Raw genomic sequence first — 14,568 nt, 5'->3', positions numbered from 1 at the left:
ACGCCCACGCCCGTCCCAAACCCAGAAACACCGCATCCCCCACCACCCCCCCCCCCCCCACCCCCCCCTCCCCCCCCCCCCCCCCCCCCCCCCCCCCCACTGCTGTTCAGGTGTCGGCTTCGTGCCTGTTTCCCTCGGTCAGACGGACACGGGAGTGCCGAGCATCGCGGAAGCGTGCTGGAGCGGGCTGAGGATGCGTACGGGTGCGGCCTCGGGGAGGGTACGGCAGGTGAAGCCGAGCTGCGTCATGGCCCGCAGGACTTCGCCGGCGCTGAAATCACGTCGGTCCTGGCGGGTGATGACCTGGCCGACCTGCTTGACGGGGTAGTGGCGGCGGCCGATGATCACGGATTCGCCGGTACCCAGTTCGGGCTTGATGCCCTTCATCGATTCCAGCACGCCGCTCTTGGTGAGCTCGAAGGGGAAGCGGGCGATGACACAGCGCATGTGACCTCACAGAGAGAAGAGGGAGAACGGGCCGACCACGGTGAGACGGCTCAGCGGGAGAGGGCGAGGACGCCCAGGGCGCTGCCTTGTCCGTCGACCACCGGCAGGGCACCGAGCCGGAGGTAGCGCATCGCGTGCTCGGCTTCGGCCATCGTGGCCACGGATGTAGTGAACGACCCGTGGTCGTCGAGGAGGTCGCGCAGGCGGACGCGGTCCGTGTAGGCGGAGCTGTCGCGGATGGCGGTGAGTTCGGCCTGGGTGACCAGGCCGGTGCACTGGCCGTCCTGGTCACAGACGACCAGCCGACCCGTGCACGCGGCGGCCATGACCGACAGCGCCACCTCGACACTCATGTGGTCACAGACCTGCGGTCCGGCCTCGTCCATGAGCTCCGCCAGCGTCCTGTGCGCGGGGCCGGCGCTCGCGGGGCGGGGCTGCATCTGAACCAGCGTCACAAGGTGCCTCCTGCAGAGATGGGTCAGCTTCCTGATCACGAAGGTTGGTTCTAGGCCGCCGTGCCGAAGACGGCCTGGGGTACGGGCGCGCGCCGGGTCGTCGAAGAGGGGCGGCGCCGGCCTCGCGAGGTGCTGCGCTTGGAACGTTCGGCCACCGGTGCTGTGATGACGACCGGGATGCCGGACGGGGCCTGGGCGCCGGTGATCCGGTGCAGGGCCTCGTCGCCTGAGCGGATCTGGGTGGTCTGCGGCCGGATCCCGGCGTCCACCATGAGGCGCACCATGCCGCGGCGCTGGCTCGGTGTGACGAGGGTGACGACGCTGCCGGACTCGCCGGCTCGGGCCGTACGGCCTCCGCGGTGGAGGTAGTCCTTGTGGTCGGTCGGCGGATCGACGTTCACGACGAGGTCGAGGTTGTCGACGTGGATGCCGCGCGCCGCGACATTGGTCGCCACCAGCACACTGACGTGCCCTGTCTTGAACTGCGCCAGCGTGCGAGTGCGCTGCGGCTGCGACTTGCCGCCGTGCAGCGCGGCGGCCCGAACCCCACTGTTGAGGAGGTCCTGGGTCAGCCGGTCGACGGCATGCTTGGTGTCCAGGAACATGATCACCCGGCCGTCGCGGGCGGCGATCTCCGTCGTGGCAGCGTGCTTGTCTGCGCCGTGGACGTGCAGGACGTGGTGCTCCATCGTCGTGACCGCACCGGCCGACGGGTCGACCGAATGCACGACGGGGTCCGTCAGATAGCGGCGCACCAGCAGATCGACGTTGCGGTCCAAGGTGGCGGAGAACAGCATCCGCTGACCCTCGGGTCGCACCTGGTCTAGCAGCGCGGTGACCTGAGGCATGAAACCCATGTCGGCCATCTGGTCGGCCTCGTCCAGCACCGTGATGCCCACCTGGTTCAGCCGGCAGTCGCCCCGGTCGATGAGGTCCTTGAGCCGCCCCGGAGTCGCGACGACCACCTCGGCCCCGCCGCGCAGCGCGCCGGCCTGCCTGCCGATCGACATCCCGCCCACCACCGTGGCCAGCCGCAGCCTGACGGAACGGGCATACGGAGTGAGAGCATCGGTCACCTGCTGCGCCAGCTCACGCGTCGGTACGAGGATCAGCCCCAGCGGCTGGCGGGGCTCAGCACGCTGTCCCGCGGTACGGGCAAGCAGAGCGAGACCGAAGGCGAGGGTCTTGCCGGAACCGGTGCGCCCGCGGCCCAGGACGTCACGGCCCGCCAGGGAGTTCGGCAGTGTCGCGCCCTGGATCGGGAACGGCGCGCTCACACCCTGCCTGCCGAGTTCGGCCAGCAGCTGCTCGGGCATGGAGAGATCGGCGAAGCTCTCCACGGCGGGCAGCGCGGGGGTGATCGTCGTGGGGAGCGCGAATTCACCCTGCACGGGGGCGGGCCGACGGCCGTAACTTCCGGAACGGGCAGGACCGCCGGAACGGCGCGGTGCCGACGAGCCGAAGCGGCTGCCGCCCCTGCCTGCGTCGGCACTGCCATTACGGGCGCGGGGCGAGCGGTCGTTCGTACGTGTGCGGTTCATGCGGAACCTTCCTCGATGCGGCACATATCAAGGAATTCCCGCCAGCCGTGAGCAGCACGGAATTACAAGTATGGACCGATGTCAAAGCAAATCCGGCCGACGGGAATCCGCGGCGGGGGTAAATGCTGAAATAGGTGACGCAGCGAGGACGTAAAGTCCCGGGCGCCGAGGTGCGGTGTGGCTCTTCAGGAGGCGCCTGCATCCTGAAGGAGGAACCGCGTGTGGTGAGACCGCGGATTTCTCCGAGCCGTCCCGCAGGTGAAACCACTGCGGGAAAATGCGTGTAGCTGGGGCCCGCACCCCGAGGGATGCGGGCCCCAGCTACACAGTGCGCGTCAGCGTCAGGCCGGAACGATGTTCTCGGCCGTCGGGCCCTTCTGGCCCTGCGCGATGTCGAAGGTCACCTTCTGGCCTTCCTGAAGCTCACGGAAGCCCTGGGCGGCAATGTTCGAGAAGTGGGCGAACACGTCAGCGCCGCCACCGTCCTGCTCGATGAAACCGAAACCCTTGTCCGCGTTGAACCACTTCACGGTACCAGCAGCCATGTCATATCTCCTTTGGGGCAGTACACCGGCATCCGCACTGTGCGAACACCGTGTCGCCGCGATGATTACCCCGCCGGAAAATGACCGGAAATACAAAAGCGCTCTCCCCGACAGAAGCCGAGTGGGAGCACTTGAAGTTCGGGAACCACAACTGCAACTGAGATGGACAGTAGCACGCCGCAACGGCCCGCGTCGGTTAAGTAATTCCACTCCGCTCATTGCGGTAAAAACTCTCACTACACGGTCCGGCAAACTCTCACCTCACGAGCACAGATATTGACTCACTCGCAGTGCAACGTTCCAGAAAAGCGGAGTCGCCAGCCGCGACCAGGGTAGTCGGGGCGCTTTGGCGTGTGCGGCTGTCCGCAGGGTCGCATTGAACAGCAGCCAAGAGCAGCCACCGCCATGAGGCGGACCTGCGCTGATCGCCACGTCCGGAGCAGTGGTCGAGCGTTCGATCCGGTGAGGGGACGTCACCGTGGATCGTGTCGGGCAAACCGCGCCCTCCGGAAGTGCCGTGCGCTCAAAGGCTCGGCTTCACCCGGACATGGCAGCTGACAGCGGGCTGAAACCTTGGTGTTCGTTCGCCGTCTGCCCGACGGGCGCCGCATCCATGACGACCGGTGGGGAGAGTCCGACCGCTGACCGGGAGCGGAGCGGCTATGCCTGTCGTCAGGAGGGGAGGGCTTGACGGAGCGTGGGATAGCAGGGAATGACCGTGTCGAGACCAACGATTTCAACGACCCGCTGAACCGCTGCCCGCACGGCCGCCAGCCGAATCCAGCCGCCGGCGGACGCTTCATCGCGTTGTGCGGCCAGGACGCTGACGGCGCTGGCGTCCATGAAGGCGAGCGCACTGCAGGACGCCGGAAGCGCTACACCTTATAAGGGTGCTACCCCCTTGCGCCTGTGCTGCAGGTAACGTTCCAGGCGGGCGTACCCGGCCCTGAAAAGGGTAGCGGGCGGGAGAGGGAAGCGGGCACGGATGGACGAGACAAGAGGGGCCGAAGGCGAAACGGCCTCGCTGTTGGAGACATCGCTCGCGCTGGACAGCGACGGCTCCCGCATAGCTCAGGCCCGTCATCTGGCCGCGGCTTTCCTGACGCAGGTGAGAGACGACCACGGCATCCCGGTGGTGACCGCCACGGTCGAGATCGTCCAGTTGATCGTCAGCGAACTGGTGACCAACGCCCGAAAGTACGCGCCGGGACCGGCCCTCTTGCACCTGCGGATCACCAGTGCCGTGGTGCGAGTTGAACTCTGGGACAGCAATCCCGCAGTGCCGGTTGCACAGGTGCTGGATCCGGAACGCATCGGCCAGCACGGCCTGGAGATCGTCAGGGCACTCGCCCAAACCGTCATCGTCGAGCGGACCCCCCTAGGCAAGCGCATCACCGCGGACATCGCCCTCATCCCGGCCACCGCATAGCCGGTCCCGTCTCGTCTGTTCGAGTAGCTCATGGCGACGGCCGCCGGTCGGCCGGCGGCCGTGTGCCTCGCGTGACGTGGCCCCCGTACCGTCCGCATCGAGCACTCCCCCGCAGGCAGGACCCGGAAGCATGAAACCCGGGTATCGAAGCTGCCCGCCAGGGACGCACCGGGCCTGTCGGCCTCTGCGGGAGTCGAGGCGGGCCCGGCGCTCATGGAACGCCGCAGGCTCGCCCTGCTGCGGGAAGCAGCCTCAACCACCACACCCGAACGGCGCAGGGAGACTGCGCCCCCAACCCAACCCCTCACAGCCGCTACCGACCCGTCGGGTTCGACGATCCGGCGGCGCGGCGGTGTTCGGCGTTGATGCGCTGCGCTTCTTCCAGCTGGTCTTCGAGGATGACGATGCGGCAGGCTGCCTCGACGGGGGTCCCGTTGTCGACGAGTTCGCGGGCTCGGACGGCGATGCGTAGCTGGTAGCGGGAGTAGCGTCGATGGCCGCCCGCTGAGCGGAGCGGGGTGATGAGGCGGGCTTCGCCGATGGCGCGGAGAAAGCCCGAGGTGCTGGGCGGTCCAGTCGGCGAGATGACCGGTGTAACCGCCGTCGGCCCAGATGTGCGCCAGCCGCCGGAAGTGATTCTTCGCTGCGGGCAGCAGGATCCGGGCGGCGTCCCGGTCGGTCGTGGAGGCCGGCGTGACCAGCACGGCCGGCAGAAGTCCGAGGGTGTCGGTGAGCAGGTGCCGCTTGCGTCCGTTGATCTTCTTCCCGGCGTCGTATCCCCGTGAAGCGAGAGTGACGGTGGCGTCCGCCTTCACCGACTGCGAGTCCACGATGGCCGCGCTGGGCTCCGGGCTGCGGCCCTCAGCCCGGCGGACGGCCTCGCGCAGCCGTTCATGCAGTTCGTTCACCAGTCCCGTGTCCCGCCAGCGGGCGAAGAAGGCGTAGACGCGCGGCCAGGGCGGGAAGTCGCAGGGCATCGCCCGCCATTTGATGCCGTTGTCGACGAGGTAGCGCACCGCGTCGATCATCTGACGGTGGCAGTGGCCCTCCGGACGGCCGCCCCGGCCCGCCAGCCATCCCGGCACCGGCAGTAGATCCCGCACCAGCTCCGCGTCGTGGCGCTCGCCCATCGCGCAGCCGAGCAGGCGGCGCGAGAACAGACCGATCACGGTGGCCAGGTACAGCTTGCCCTCGCTGGTGACGATCTCCGTCAGATCCCCGGCCCACACCTGGTCAGGAGCGGTGACGCTGAAATCGCGGCGCACGAAGTCCAAAAACGCGGGCCGCCTGCCCGGCCTGGTCAGCCCCCGGCGCTTTCGGATCTCGCGTCCGGCCAGGCCGAGTTCGGCCACGAGGCGGGCGACGGTGTTCACTGACACCCTCCAACCCTGGCGCACGAGCGTGATCCAGACCTTCGGGGAACCATACGTGCCGCCCGACTCATCGAAGATCTGCCGGATCGCGTCGGCCAGCTGCCCGCGCTGCACCTCGCGGGCGGTCACGGGCTGGTTGCGCCACTTGTAGAACCAGGACTCGCTCACACCCAGCGCACGGCACGTCAGGGTGCGCGGAATGTCCTGCTCGGCCTTGCAGTCGCTGATCACCCCGGCCACCTGGACCGGGTCCGCCACAGAAGGCATACACCCGGCCCCAGGCGGGGAAGTCGGCCGGCATCGCCCGCCACGCGAACGGCCGGAGCGCACCTCGGCGCGTCGCTGGGGTGCGGTCCGGCATGGGCAGAGAAGATCTGGTCATGACCGACGCGACAAAAGCAGTTCTTGAGGGTGGCCCTGACGATCTTCCTGAGCGGATCGTTTCGGTTCCGGCGCCCGACCTCGACATCAAAGTGCCGTTCCGTGGAGGGTACGAGCACTTCCGGACCACGACGCGTCAGCAGGAGACCGAGCAAGGCCAGTTGCCGGTCTACGAGTGGTGGGAGCGCACGGAGCTCCCGGGGTAGCCGGCTGCACGGAGCATGCGACCGGACGGGCGTTGTCAGGCGACGAAGTGCACTGGGGACATGGCCCGTCCCCACAGCGCACGCCGTCCCTGCCCGCTGCCGGATCCGGTGCCCGGCACCGGGCAGGGTCCTCGCGGGCTGACGCCAGTGCCGGCGTGACGCTTCACCGGGGACGTCGTTGAACGGTGTACCCCCGAACCGGGCTCCAGTGCCTCTGGCTGATTCCTCGGGCCTGTGTCGTTGCCCGCAAAGTCGCTACCCGCGCGTTCCGGCTGCCTGGACAGGTACGAACCGTCGCCGAGGCGCGTCAGGACCGGAGTGCGGCGGTTGGCCCGTAGTCGGCCCAGCACCCTGGGCGCCGGTCGCGTTCACGGCGGCGAGGAAGAAGGCCAGTGCCACGCCGGCGAAGATGGCCACAGCACGCCGATGAGGCCGCCGCCCCACCAGCCGAGGTGGGAGCCGCCGAGGAAGAAGCCGACGATGATGTACTGCGGAATCGCCAGAAGCCACCACTTCACCAGCACCAGGCCACGGGAGAGTCACTCCGGGTAGGCGATGTCGAGCCGCGCCGGGTAGTCCGGTCCTCACCGAGACTGAACGGCGGATACCGGTCCGTGCCGAGGGCGCCGTACGAGTAGTAGGCGACTCGCCAACTCCAGCGCAGCACAACGACGTTGAAGTCGAAGAGTCGACGGGGGTACCGCTCGGTGAAGAGGATGGCGAAGAACGCGATCACGCTCACCACGGTGAAGGCGATCCAGAGGAAGGACAGCACCACGTAGTGCGGAACGGCGAGGAGCCACTTCACCAGCCACAGCCACCGGGACAGCGGCGCGTCGAGATGTGCGCTCACTCTCACCGGACGGTCCGGCAGCTTCATCGGAGTCGTCATGGTGATCAGCACCTTCCGCGCGCACCCGCGCGCCGCGTCATGAAGTCTTGTGCCCCCACTGCGGTCCGAGCCGTTCCCACTCGCGGGTCCACCGGTCGTAACGCCGCCGATCCAGCCACCACCGAGCGAAGCCGCCGACGGCGAAGCCCGGGCCGCCCAGGGCCAAAGCAGCGCCGACGCCGAGCAGACTCACCGCCGCGGCTGCCGCGCTCGTGCTCGGAGGTGCCGTGGTCGGCTTGCCCTGCGCGGTCATCCAGATCACGACGTCCGATCCGGCCTTGTGACCGGCTTCCACGAGGGCACGGCCGGTATGCGGGGAGCCGTCCGGCGCGATCCACCGGACCGTCACCCGGACATGGTCGTAGTCCGCGCCCCTGGCGGTGGACGTTGCCGAACCCGTGCTGTCGACCAGCACGGCGTGGACGGCGTGCCGGTCGTTACGCAGTCGGGTGAAGGACTCGTCGGCGGCATGGGCCGTCACCAGGCCGGCGAACGTGCCGCCGACCCCGATGGCGGTCCAGACGAGCAGCAGGAGCCACGCCTCGAAGACGTCGTCACGGCGACGCAGCGGATTCCTCCGCCAGCGCCAGCGCCGCTGCCTCGCACTGCGTGCTCCACGCGTCGCCCCGCACCTCCTCCTGCACCGCAACCGCTCAGGGCACCCCAGGGGCGCGACGGACGGCAGGGGCCGCCCGGCCCCAAGAGGGGACCGACCGGCCCAAGCGGTGGGCATCCGACCCGGTCAGGCTTGAAATGCCAGGTCATGTCATGCGCTGAAGGGGTCGTCATGAAGGCACTCGTGTTCCACGGTCCGGGAAGGTCCGCCTGGGAGGACGTGGCTGATCCCGGTGTCCAGGACGCCACCGACGCTGTCGTGCGCGTCGACTCGGTCACCATCTGCGGAACCGACCTGCACATCCTCAAGGGCGACATCCCCGAGGTGAGGCCGGGCACGGTGCTCGGTCACGAGGCCGTCGGCGAGATCGTCGAGGTCGGCAGCGATGTCCGTACGGTCCGGCCGGGCGATCGAGTCCTGGTCTCCTGCATCACGGCCTGCGGCCGCTGCCGCTTCTGCCGGGAAGGCGCATACGGACAGTGCTTGGGTGGGGGCGGCTGGATCCTCGGCCACCTGATCAACGGCACACAGGCCGAATACGTCCGCGTCCCACACGCCGATCTCTCCACATATCTCCTGCCCGCAGCCGTGGACAGCAAGGACGCGGTCCTGCTGGCCGATATCTTCCCCACCGCCTACGAGGTCGGCGTGCTCAACGGGCGGGTACGGCCCGGAGACACCGTCGCCGTCGTCGGGGCGGGGCCCATCGGACTGGCCGCGATCGCCACGGCCCGCCTCTACTCGCCCGAGAAGATCATCGCCGTAGACCTCGCGCCGGCCCGGCTCGACGCGGCCAAGCGCCTTGGTGCCGACGCGATCGCGACCGCGGGAGAAGAGGCCGAACAACTGGTCTCCGACCTCACCGACGACCTCGGAGCCGATGTCGTCATCGAAGCGGTCGGTGTCCCGGAGAGTTTCGAGACGTGCACGCGCATGGTGCGGCCCGGCGGACACGTCGCCAACGTCGGCGTGCACGGCAAGCCCGCGACCCTGCACCTCGAAAGCCTGTGGATCAAGAACGTGACGATCACCACCGGACTGGTCGACACGTACTCGACCCCCACCCTGCTGCGCATGATGGCCGCTGGCCGGCTCCCGGCTGCCTCTCTGGTCACGCACACGTTCCCGCTGGACCGCATGGAGGAGGCGTACGACGTCTTCGCACGAGCCGCCGACACCGGTGCGCTCAAAGTGGTCCTCGGAGAGCCACAGCACGACGCTCTCGCGGTCAGGACGCCCTGATCGCCAGGCCGCCATGACGGAAGGAAACGAACGGTCATGTCAGAACAGGCACAAAGCGCGACGCCCGACGGTGCGCCGACGGACGAGAACCCCTTCACGGGAACACCGGGCGCAACTCCAGACGTCGAAGAGGCACGGCCGGAGGCGATCCCTACGGCGGCTTCGGCCGCGGCCGCACCCGGCGACACCGGGCGGCGTATCGCCGCGCGACGCGAGGAGCTGGGCCTGACCCGGCAGGACACGGCAGCGCGGGCGGGCACGGCGGCGAGCTACCTCCAGTACCTGGAGGAACAGTCCACCGCCATGCCCGGGACGAGCGTCCTGATCCGGCTCGCCGACGCCCTGGACACCAGCCTCGCGGCCCTGCACGGCGGCGACGTCGACCTGCCGCCGGGCCTCGGCCAGGCCGCCGGCAACTCCGAACTGATCGAACTCGGCCCCGAGGAGTGCCGGGCCCGGCTGTCGACGCACGGCGTCGGAAGGCTCGCGACCGACACTCCGAACGGCCTCGTCGTCCTGCCGGTCAACTACAGCGTCGTCGACGCAACGATCGCCTTCAGGACGGCGCCCGGCTCGATGACCGCCACGGCGGTCGGCTCTCGCGTCGCCTTCGAGGTCGATCACGTCGACGAGGCCCTCAGCCAGGGCTGGAGCGTGCTCGTCCAGGGCCGCGCACGGGCGGTAACCGATCCCGACGTCGCGCGCCGACTCGACGCCCTCGCGTACAGCCGCCCGTGGGCCGGCGGTGACGAGCGCGACCTGTGGGTCCGTCTCGACGAGGAGAGGATCACCGGGCGCCGGATCTCGGTGCGGTGACCGCCCTGTCAGTCTGTCGACACCTCGCGTGAGAGTTGGCCCCGATGTATCCCGACGACGGTTTTCGTGAACTCGGCAGGCAGGAATGCCTGGACCGGCTGGGTCAGGCGCCCATCGGCAGGGTCGTCCACACACAAAGCGCCCTGCCCGCGGTCCTGCCGGTCAACTTCAGTCTGGACGCTCGGTCCGCCGTCCTGCTGCGGACCTCGGCGGACTCGGAACTGGCCCGTTCGATCGACGGGGTGGTGGTGGCGTTCGAGGTCGACGCGGTGGACGCGGTGGCGCACTCCGGCTGGAGCGTCGTCGTGACAGGGCACGCCACCGTGGTGGCCGATCCCGACGAGCACGATCATCTGACCCGGACAGGACCGCGTTCCTGGGTGGCCTCACCCCAGGACGTCTTCATCCGCATCGCGTCCGAACTGGTCACCGGCCGCGAACTCGTCGACGGCCGGACGATGCAGGGAGTGCAGCCGCCCCCTGAGACGCGGTAGCCGCGCGGTGGGTCGAACGGCCCCCGGGTGAGGCTGTTCGGGCGCACCGCCCTGAGCTGCAAGGCCTTCGCCGCCGCCGGGGGCGACAAGCATCGAAGGCGCAGGACATTCCGCACAGCGCGCGAGGGAATACCGGCAATGACCGCAACTGTCGACGATCGAGTAATTCCCCAACTCCAGCGTCTTCGTCCCCAGGGGACCCGCGTGGAGACGGCGGTGTCCGGGGTGGGCCGCCCAACCTTGAAGTGTGCGGGCCGCGTCGGCCCGTCAAGGACGCCTGGCGGCGTCGCTACCGCGATGAGGTGCGCTCATCCTTGACCGCCCGCCCCGGCCCTGAAGACCGGCTGGTTATCGGGCAGCCCGGGAAGTTACGGCATCCCCGGGTCGCGGCGGAGCAACTCCGCGCTCCCCATGGGGACGCTCATGAACTTCAGCCGGGGGAATTACGCGAACTTCCACAGCAAGCCAGCGATTACTTCGGGGCGCGAATGACGACGACGAGGACCGTGGCGTGCTGCGCAGAGCGCAGGATCACCGACCCCAGAAGCGCTTCGCTGAAGCCGCCATGCCCGCGGTTACCTACCACCAGCAACTGCGCATCCCGAGCAGCATCCACCAGAACGGCCGCGGGATTGCCCTGCGTAACCGTCGTGCGGACTTCTACGCGAGGGTCGGTGCCCACCGTCTCCGCCGCAATCCCTTCCAGACGCTCGCCCACTGCCTCCGCCGCAACGGTCTTGTCGTCGGTCCGTGGCACCAGGCCGTACCAGTCGACAGGCTGTTCCCACGCGGCCAGCGCCTCGACGACCGCCCCGGACGCCTGTCCCGGCCCACCGCCCAGCGCAGTGCCGCCTTGGACGCGTCGGAGCCGTCCACGCCAACCACAATCCGCTCGGCATCTTTCCCGCTGTCACTCATGTCGCGGCCTTCCATACGCGCGCACGGCCCCTGCCTCGTTATCGATCCAAGGCCGCCGCCCTGCGACTCCCGGAGAGAGTGCTGCCCCGGGGCCACCTGCCGGTCGAGCACGTGCGGCGCTGTCCCGCGGCATCGGATCCGGGAACGGCTGGTGCCGAAGTGGCACCGGGCCCACCACCAAGGAGTCGGCAAGGAGGGCGGGCATGACGTCCGGACGATTGTCACCGTTGCCTCGCACTGCCCGAGCGGAACCCCACCGCGGCGGGGCAAGGCTCTGGCGAACCGTCGGGATGTCCGGCCAAAAGGTTGACTGGGTGAACCGACGGCTGGTGAAGGTCGCACGGATGCGCATGAATGATGATGCCGCTCACCCCGCCTTGACTGCCGAATGCCCCTCTACGAAGTGCGGAGTTGCGGACGTTGTGAGCGATGTGCCCCCGGTTGTGCCCCCGGTTGTGGGATGGTGGCGGCGAGCCCAGCGGAAGCCTTCGTCGGCTCCCCAAACGATGAGCGGGAACGGTGCGATGACAGCCAGCTGACCGGGGCTGAGCGCCGCAGTGCCGAAGATGTGCTGGAGCGGCGGCGCGTACACGACGGCTGCGGTGAAGGCCAGTTCGAAGGCTATGCCCCACAGGAGCAGGCGGTTGGTCCAGATCCCGACCGTGAACAGGGAGGCGCGGTCGGTGCGTGCGGCGAACGCGGTGCCGATCTGGCAGGCGACGATGCCGACGAACGTGATGGTGGTCGCTTCCAGATAGGCCTGGTGCAGCGGGGTGCCGCTGCCGGTGGGATCACCGGGATTCCAGCCGGCGCGCCAGAGGGTGAAGAGGAAGCCGCTCATGACCAGGGCGGCGGAAATGATTCCCAGGAACGCCCATGCGCGGAAGAGGAGAGCCCGGTCGATAACTCCCGTCTTGCGGGATCGTGGCGGGCGGGACATGAGTCCGGGCTCGGCAGGCTCGCGTCCGAGTGCGAGCGCCGGCAGTGTTTCGGTGCCGAGGTCGATCGCCAGAATCTGCAGGACCGTCAGCGGGAGCGGGATGTGGCCCCCGGAGAGTGCGAAGACGAGGAAGGGGACGACCTCGGGCACGGCGTGGGCGAAGATGTAGAGCACGAACTTGCGGACGTTGTCGAAGACGCGGCGACCGGCGTCGACCGCGGAGACGATGGTCGCGAAGTTGTCGTCGGTGAGGACCATGGTGGCCGCCTCCCGCGCGACGTCGGTTCCCGACTTGCCCATGGCGACACCGATGTCGGCGTGGCGCAGGGCGGGGGCGTCGTTGACACCGTCTCCGGTCATCGCCACGACCTCGCCCTGCGCACGGAGGGCTTCGCAGATCCGCAGTTTGGCTTCCGGGGAGGTCCGGGCGAAGACGATCTCCTGGCGCCTGGAGAGCAGTTCGTCGAGGTCCTTGTCGCTCATGCGGTCCAGTACGTCACCTGTGAGGACCGGGCTGCCGACGTGGCCGATACCGACCTGGCGCGCTATTTCCGCGGCGGTGAGTCCATAGTCGCCGGTGATGACGTGGATGCGGATTCCGGCCCGGTGGGCATCCTTCACGGCCTCGGCGACGCCGGCACGTGCTGGATCTGCCATGGCGACCAGACCGATCAGGGTCAGATCGGATTCCGCCACCGACCGGTCCACCGGCACCTTCTCCGCGTGGCCCAGAGGACGGTGCGCAATGGCGAGCACGCGTAGTCCGGACGCTGCATAGCCATCGATGCTGGCACTCAGCTCCCCGCGCAGCGCCGCGTCCAGCACGACGCTCTTTCCTCCAGGATCGAGGAGGTGGGTGCAGCAGGGCAGAACGGCTTCGGGGGCTCCGTTGGTGTGCACCGTGACGGCGTCCGCTTCGTCGTTCATGGTGGACATGCGCTTCACGTGGGCGTCGAAGGGAAAGATCGCGTGTCGGGCGGCCTTGCGCTGCGCGGGTGCGATGGCAACGCCGAGGTCTTCGGCCAGGCGCAGGAGTGCGAGCTCGGTGGGATCGCCGCTGCCGTGAGGCTGTGCTGGTGTGGGTGCCTCCGCAGTCGTGCAGGCGGCGGCGCTCGCCGCGAGGAGTGCCGCCTGCGGCTCGTTAACCGCCCTGTCCGCTGCTATCTCGCTACCTGCGAGCCATAGCCGGGTGACCCGCATCCGGTTCTCGGTAAGGGTGCCGGTCTTGTCCGTGCAGATCACGGTCGTCGATCCCAGTGTCTCGACTCCCGACAGGCGTTTGACGACGGCTCCGCCACGTGCCAGCTCCCGCACTCCTGCGGCAAGGGCCAAGGTGATGGTGGGCAGCAGCCCCTCGGGGACATTGGCGACGATCAGTCCGATGGAGAAGCTGACGGCCGCGCTCCAGCCCAGCCCGGCAGCGACTCCGATGGGCAGGAAGGCCGCGCCGATCACGACAGCAACGACGGCGATGATCCAGGTGACCCGCCGCACCTGCTTCTCCAGGGGGCTGCGCTCCGCGTGAACGCGCTGCGACAAGGTGGCGATGCGGCCCAGCTCGGTGTGCATGCCCGTCCGGGTCACGACCGCTTCCGCCTCGCCACCGCTGCAGGTGGTGCCGCTGAAGACGAGTTCACGTGCCTCAAGCAGGGAGCGGGTATCCTCCAACGGCTCGGGCGAGCGGGTCACCGGAAGCGATTCGCCCGTCAGCGAGGACAGATCCAGCGTGAGAGTGCCTTCGATGATCCGGGCGTCGGCGCAGACCCGGTCACCCTCGGAGACGATGAGGATGTCGCCGGGCACGAGGTCCCTGGCCGCGATGTCGCACCGCACGTTGTCGCGCAACACCCGAGCGGTGGGCGGCAGGAACGCGGCCAGTGCCTCCACGGCCTTCTCTGCCTGCATCTCCTGGACGAAGGCGAATCCGGCGTTCAGGAGGATCACTGCCACAACAGCGACCGAGAGCGCCGGTGTTCCTCCAGCCCAGGCCAGAACGGCGGCGAGGGCCAGCAGGATCGCCAGCGGCTGGGTGAACTGGGAGAGCAGCTCGCCCGGCCAGCGCCTGCCTCCGGATCGGGTCAGCACGTTCGGGCCGTAGACCAGTTGCCTGCGGGCCGCCTCCCGGCTGGTGAGGCCCGAGGGGGAGGTGCGCAGGTCGCGGAAGAGTTCCTCCGGCGGCCGCAGCTCGTCGGCCTGCTCGGCGTTGTCGCGCTCACCCGCCGGGTGGGCTTCTCCCCCGTCAGTGCGTGATGACCGGGCCATGAAGGGCCCTC

General features: G+C 68.9%; 12 protein-coding genes and 4 pseudogenes. 5 read left to right on the top strand and 11 right to left on the bottom strand.

The features are described from left to right. Positions 1–138: 138 nt before the first annotated feature. The 5 genes and pseudogenes from ACZ6KY_RS38545 to ACZ6KY_RS38525 all read right to left on the bottom strand — a co-directional run. Positions 139–447 carry an SCO5918 family protein gene (locus ACZ6KY_RS38545; RefSeq protein ID WP_326784465.1) on the bottom strand — a complete coding sequence of 103 codons (309 nt, stop codon included), beginning with the start codon at positions 445–447 and terminating at the stop codon, positions 139–141. A gap of 50 nt (positions 448–497) precedes the next feature. Further along, positions 498–902 (bottom strand): CBS domain-containing protein, encoded by a 405-nt coding sequence (locus ACZ6KY_RS38540; protein ID WP_469314917.1) that lies wholly within the window; start codon positions 900–902, stop codon positions 498–500. Positions 903–952: 50 nt separating this feature from the next. Next, positions 953–2,443, bottom strand: coding sequence for a DEAD/DEAH box helicase (locus tag ACZ6KY_RS38535; protein WP_469314916.1), 1,491 nt, complete (start codon positions 2,441–2,443; stop codon positions 953–955). Between the two features lie 341 nt (positions 2,444–2,784). Continuing rightward, the gene (locus ACZ6KY_RS38530; protein WP_326784468.1) at positions 2,785–2,988 is read right to left on the bottom strand and encodes a cold-shock protein; all 204 of its coding nucleotides are present in this window, start codon (positions 2,986–2,988) and stop codon (positions 2,785–2,787) included. A gap of 672 nt (positions 2,989–3,660) precedes the next feature. Then, positions 3,661–3,837 (bottom strand): annotated as a pseudogene (locus tag ACZ6KY_RS38525) (STAS domain-containing protein); the annotation flags it as partial. 136 nt (positions 3,838–3,973) lie between these two features. On the opposite strand from ACZ6KY_RS38525, the gene ACZ6KY_RS38520 reads away from it, so the two are divergent. Further along, positions 3,974–4,417: an ATP-binding protein gene (locus ACZ6KY_RS38520; protein ID WP_469314915.1), complete on the top strand. Its 444-nt coding sequence runs from the start codon at positions 3,974–3,976 to the stop codon at positions 4,415–4,417. Between the two features lie 313 nt (positions 4,418–4,730). Here the strand turns inward: ACZ6KY_RS38520 and ACZ6KY_RS38515 are convergent. Both ACZ6KY_RS38515 and ACZ6KY_RS38510 read right to left on the bottom strand, forming a co-directional pair. Beyond that, positions 4,731–4,982: pseudogene (locus ACZ6KY_RS38515) on the bottom strand (MerR family transcriptional regulator); the annotation flags it as partial. Positions 4,983–5,007: 25 nt separating this feature from the next. After that, positions 5,008–6,057: pseudogene (locus ACZ6KY_RS38510) on the bottom strand (IS5 family transposase); the annotation flags it as partial. Positions 6,058–6,170: 113 nt separating this feature from the next. On the opposite strand from ACZ6KY_RS38510, the gene ACZ6KY_RS38505 reads away from it, so the two are divergent. Further along, a complete protein-coding gene (locus tag ACZ6KY_RS38505; protein ID WP_469314914.1) occupies positions 6,171–6,377 on the top strand; it encodes a DUF5988 family protein in 207 nt (68 codons plus the stop codon). Between the two features lie 387 nt (positions 6,378–6,764). Here the strand turns inward: ACZ6KY_RS38505 and ACZ6KY_RS38500 are convergent. Further along, a pseudogene (locus ACZ6KY_RS38500) lies at positions 6,765–7,269 on the bottom strand (DUF4389 domain-containing protein); the annotation flags it as partial. A gap of 37 nt (positions 7,270–7,306) precedes the next feature. Beyond that, entirely contained in the window at positions 7,307–7,918 is a 612-nt protein-coding gene (locus ACZ6KY_RS38495) for an Rv1733c family protein (protein WP_469314913.1), read from the bottom strand. Positions 7,919–8,056: 138 nt separating this feature from the next. On the opposite strand from ACZ6KY_RS38495, the gene ACZ6KY_RS38490 reads away from it, so the two are divergent. From ACZ6KY_RS38490 to ACZ6KY_RS38480, 3 genes are read left to right on the top strand one after another with little or no spacing between them, the layout of a single operon-like run. After that, positions 8,057–9,127 (top strand): zinc-dependent alcohol dehydrogenase family protein, encoded by a 1,071-nt coding sequence (locus ACZ6KY_RS38490; protein ID WP_469314912.1) that lies wholly within the window; start codon positions 8,057–8,059, stop codon positions 9,125–9,127. A gap of 36 nt (positions 9,128–9,163) precedes the next feature. Then, positions 9,164–9,943, top strand: a complete 780-nt coding sequence (locus ACZ6KY_RS38485) for a helix-turn-helix domain-containing protein (protein ID WP_469314911.1) — start codon at positions 9,164–9,166, stop codon at positions 9,941–9,943. A gap of 44 nt (positions 9,944–9,987) precedes the next feature. Then, positions 9,988–10,437: a pyridoxamine 5'-phosphate oxidase family protein gene (locus ACZ6KY_RS38480; protein ID WP_469314910.1), complete on the top strand. Its 450-nt coding sequence runs from the start codon at positions 9,988–9,990 to the stop codon at positions 10,435–10,437. Positions 10,438–10,909: 472 nt separating this feature from the next. Here ACZ6KY_RS38480 and ACZ6KY_RS38475 read toward each other — a convergent pair whose 3' ends face one another. Beyond that, positions 10,910–11,233: a universal stress protein gene (locus ACZ6KY_RS38475; protein ID WP_469314927.1), complete on the bottom strand. Its 324-nt coding sequence runs from the start codon at positions 11,231–11,233 to the stop codon at positions 10,910–10,912. A 489-nt stretch (positions 11,234–11,722) separates the two neighbouring features. Then, positions 11,723–14,557, bottom strand: a complete 2,835-nt coding sequence (locus ACZ6KY_RS38470; protein WP_469314909.1) for a cation-translocating P-type ATPase — start codon at positions 14,555–14,557, stop codon at positions 11,723–11,725. Between the last annotated feature and the right edge of the window lie 11 nt (positions 14,558–14,568).

Source organism: Streptomyces sp. NPDC042002 (assembly GCF_055588305.1).
The sequence above is the reverse complement of the archived record's forward strand: the minus strand, read 5'-3'. Positions and strand labels throughout refer to the sequence as shown.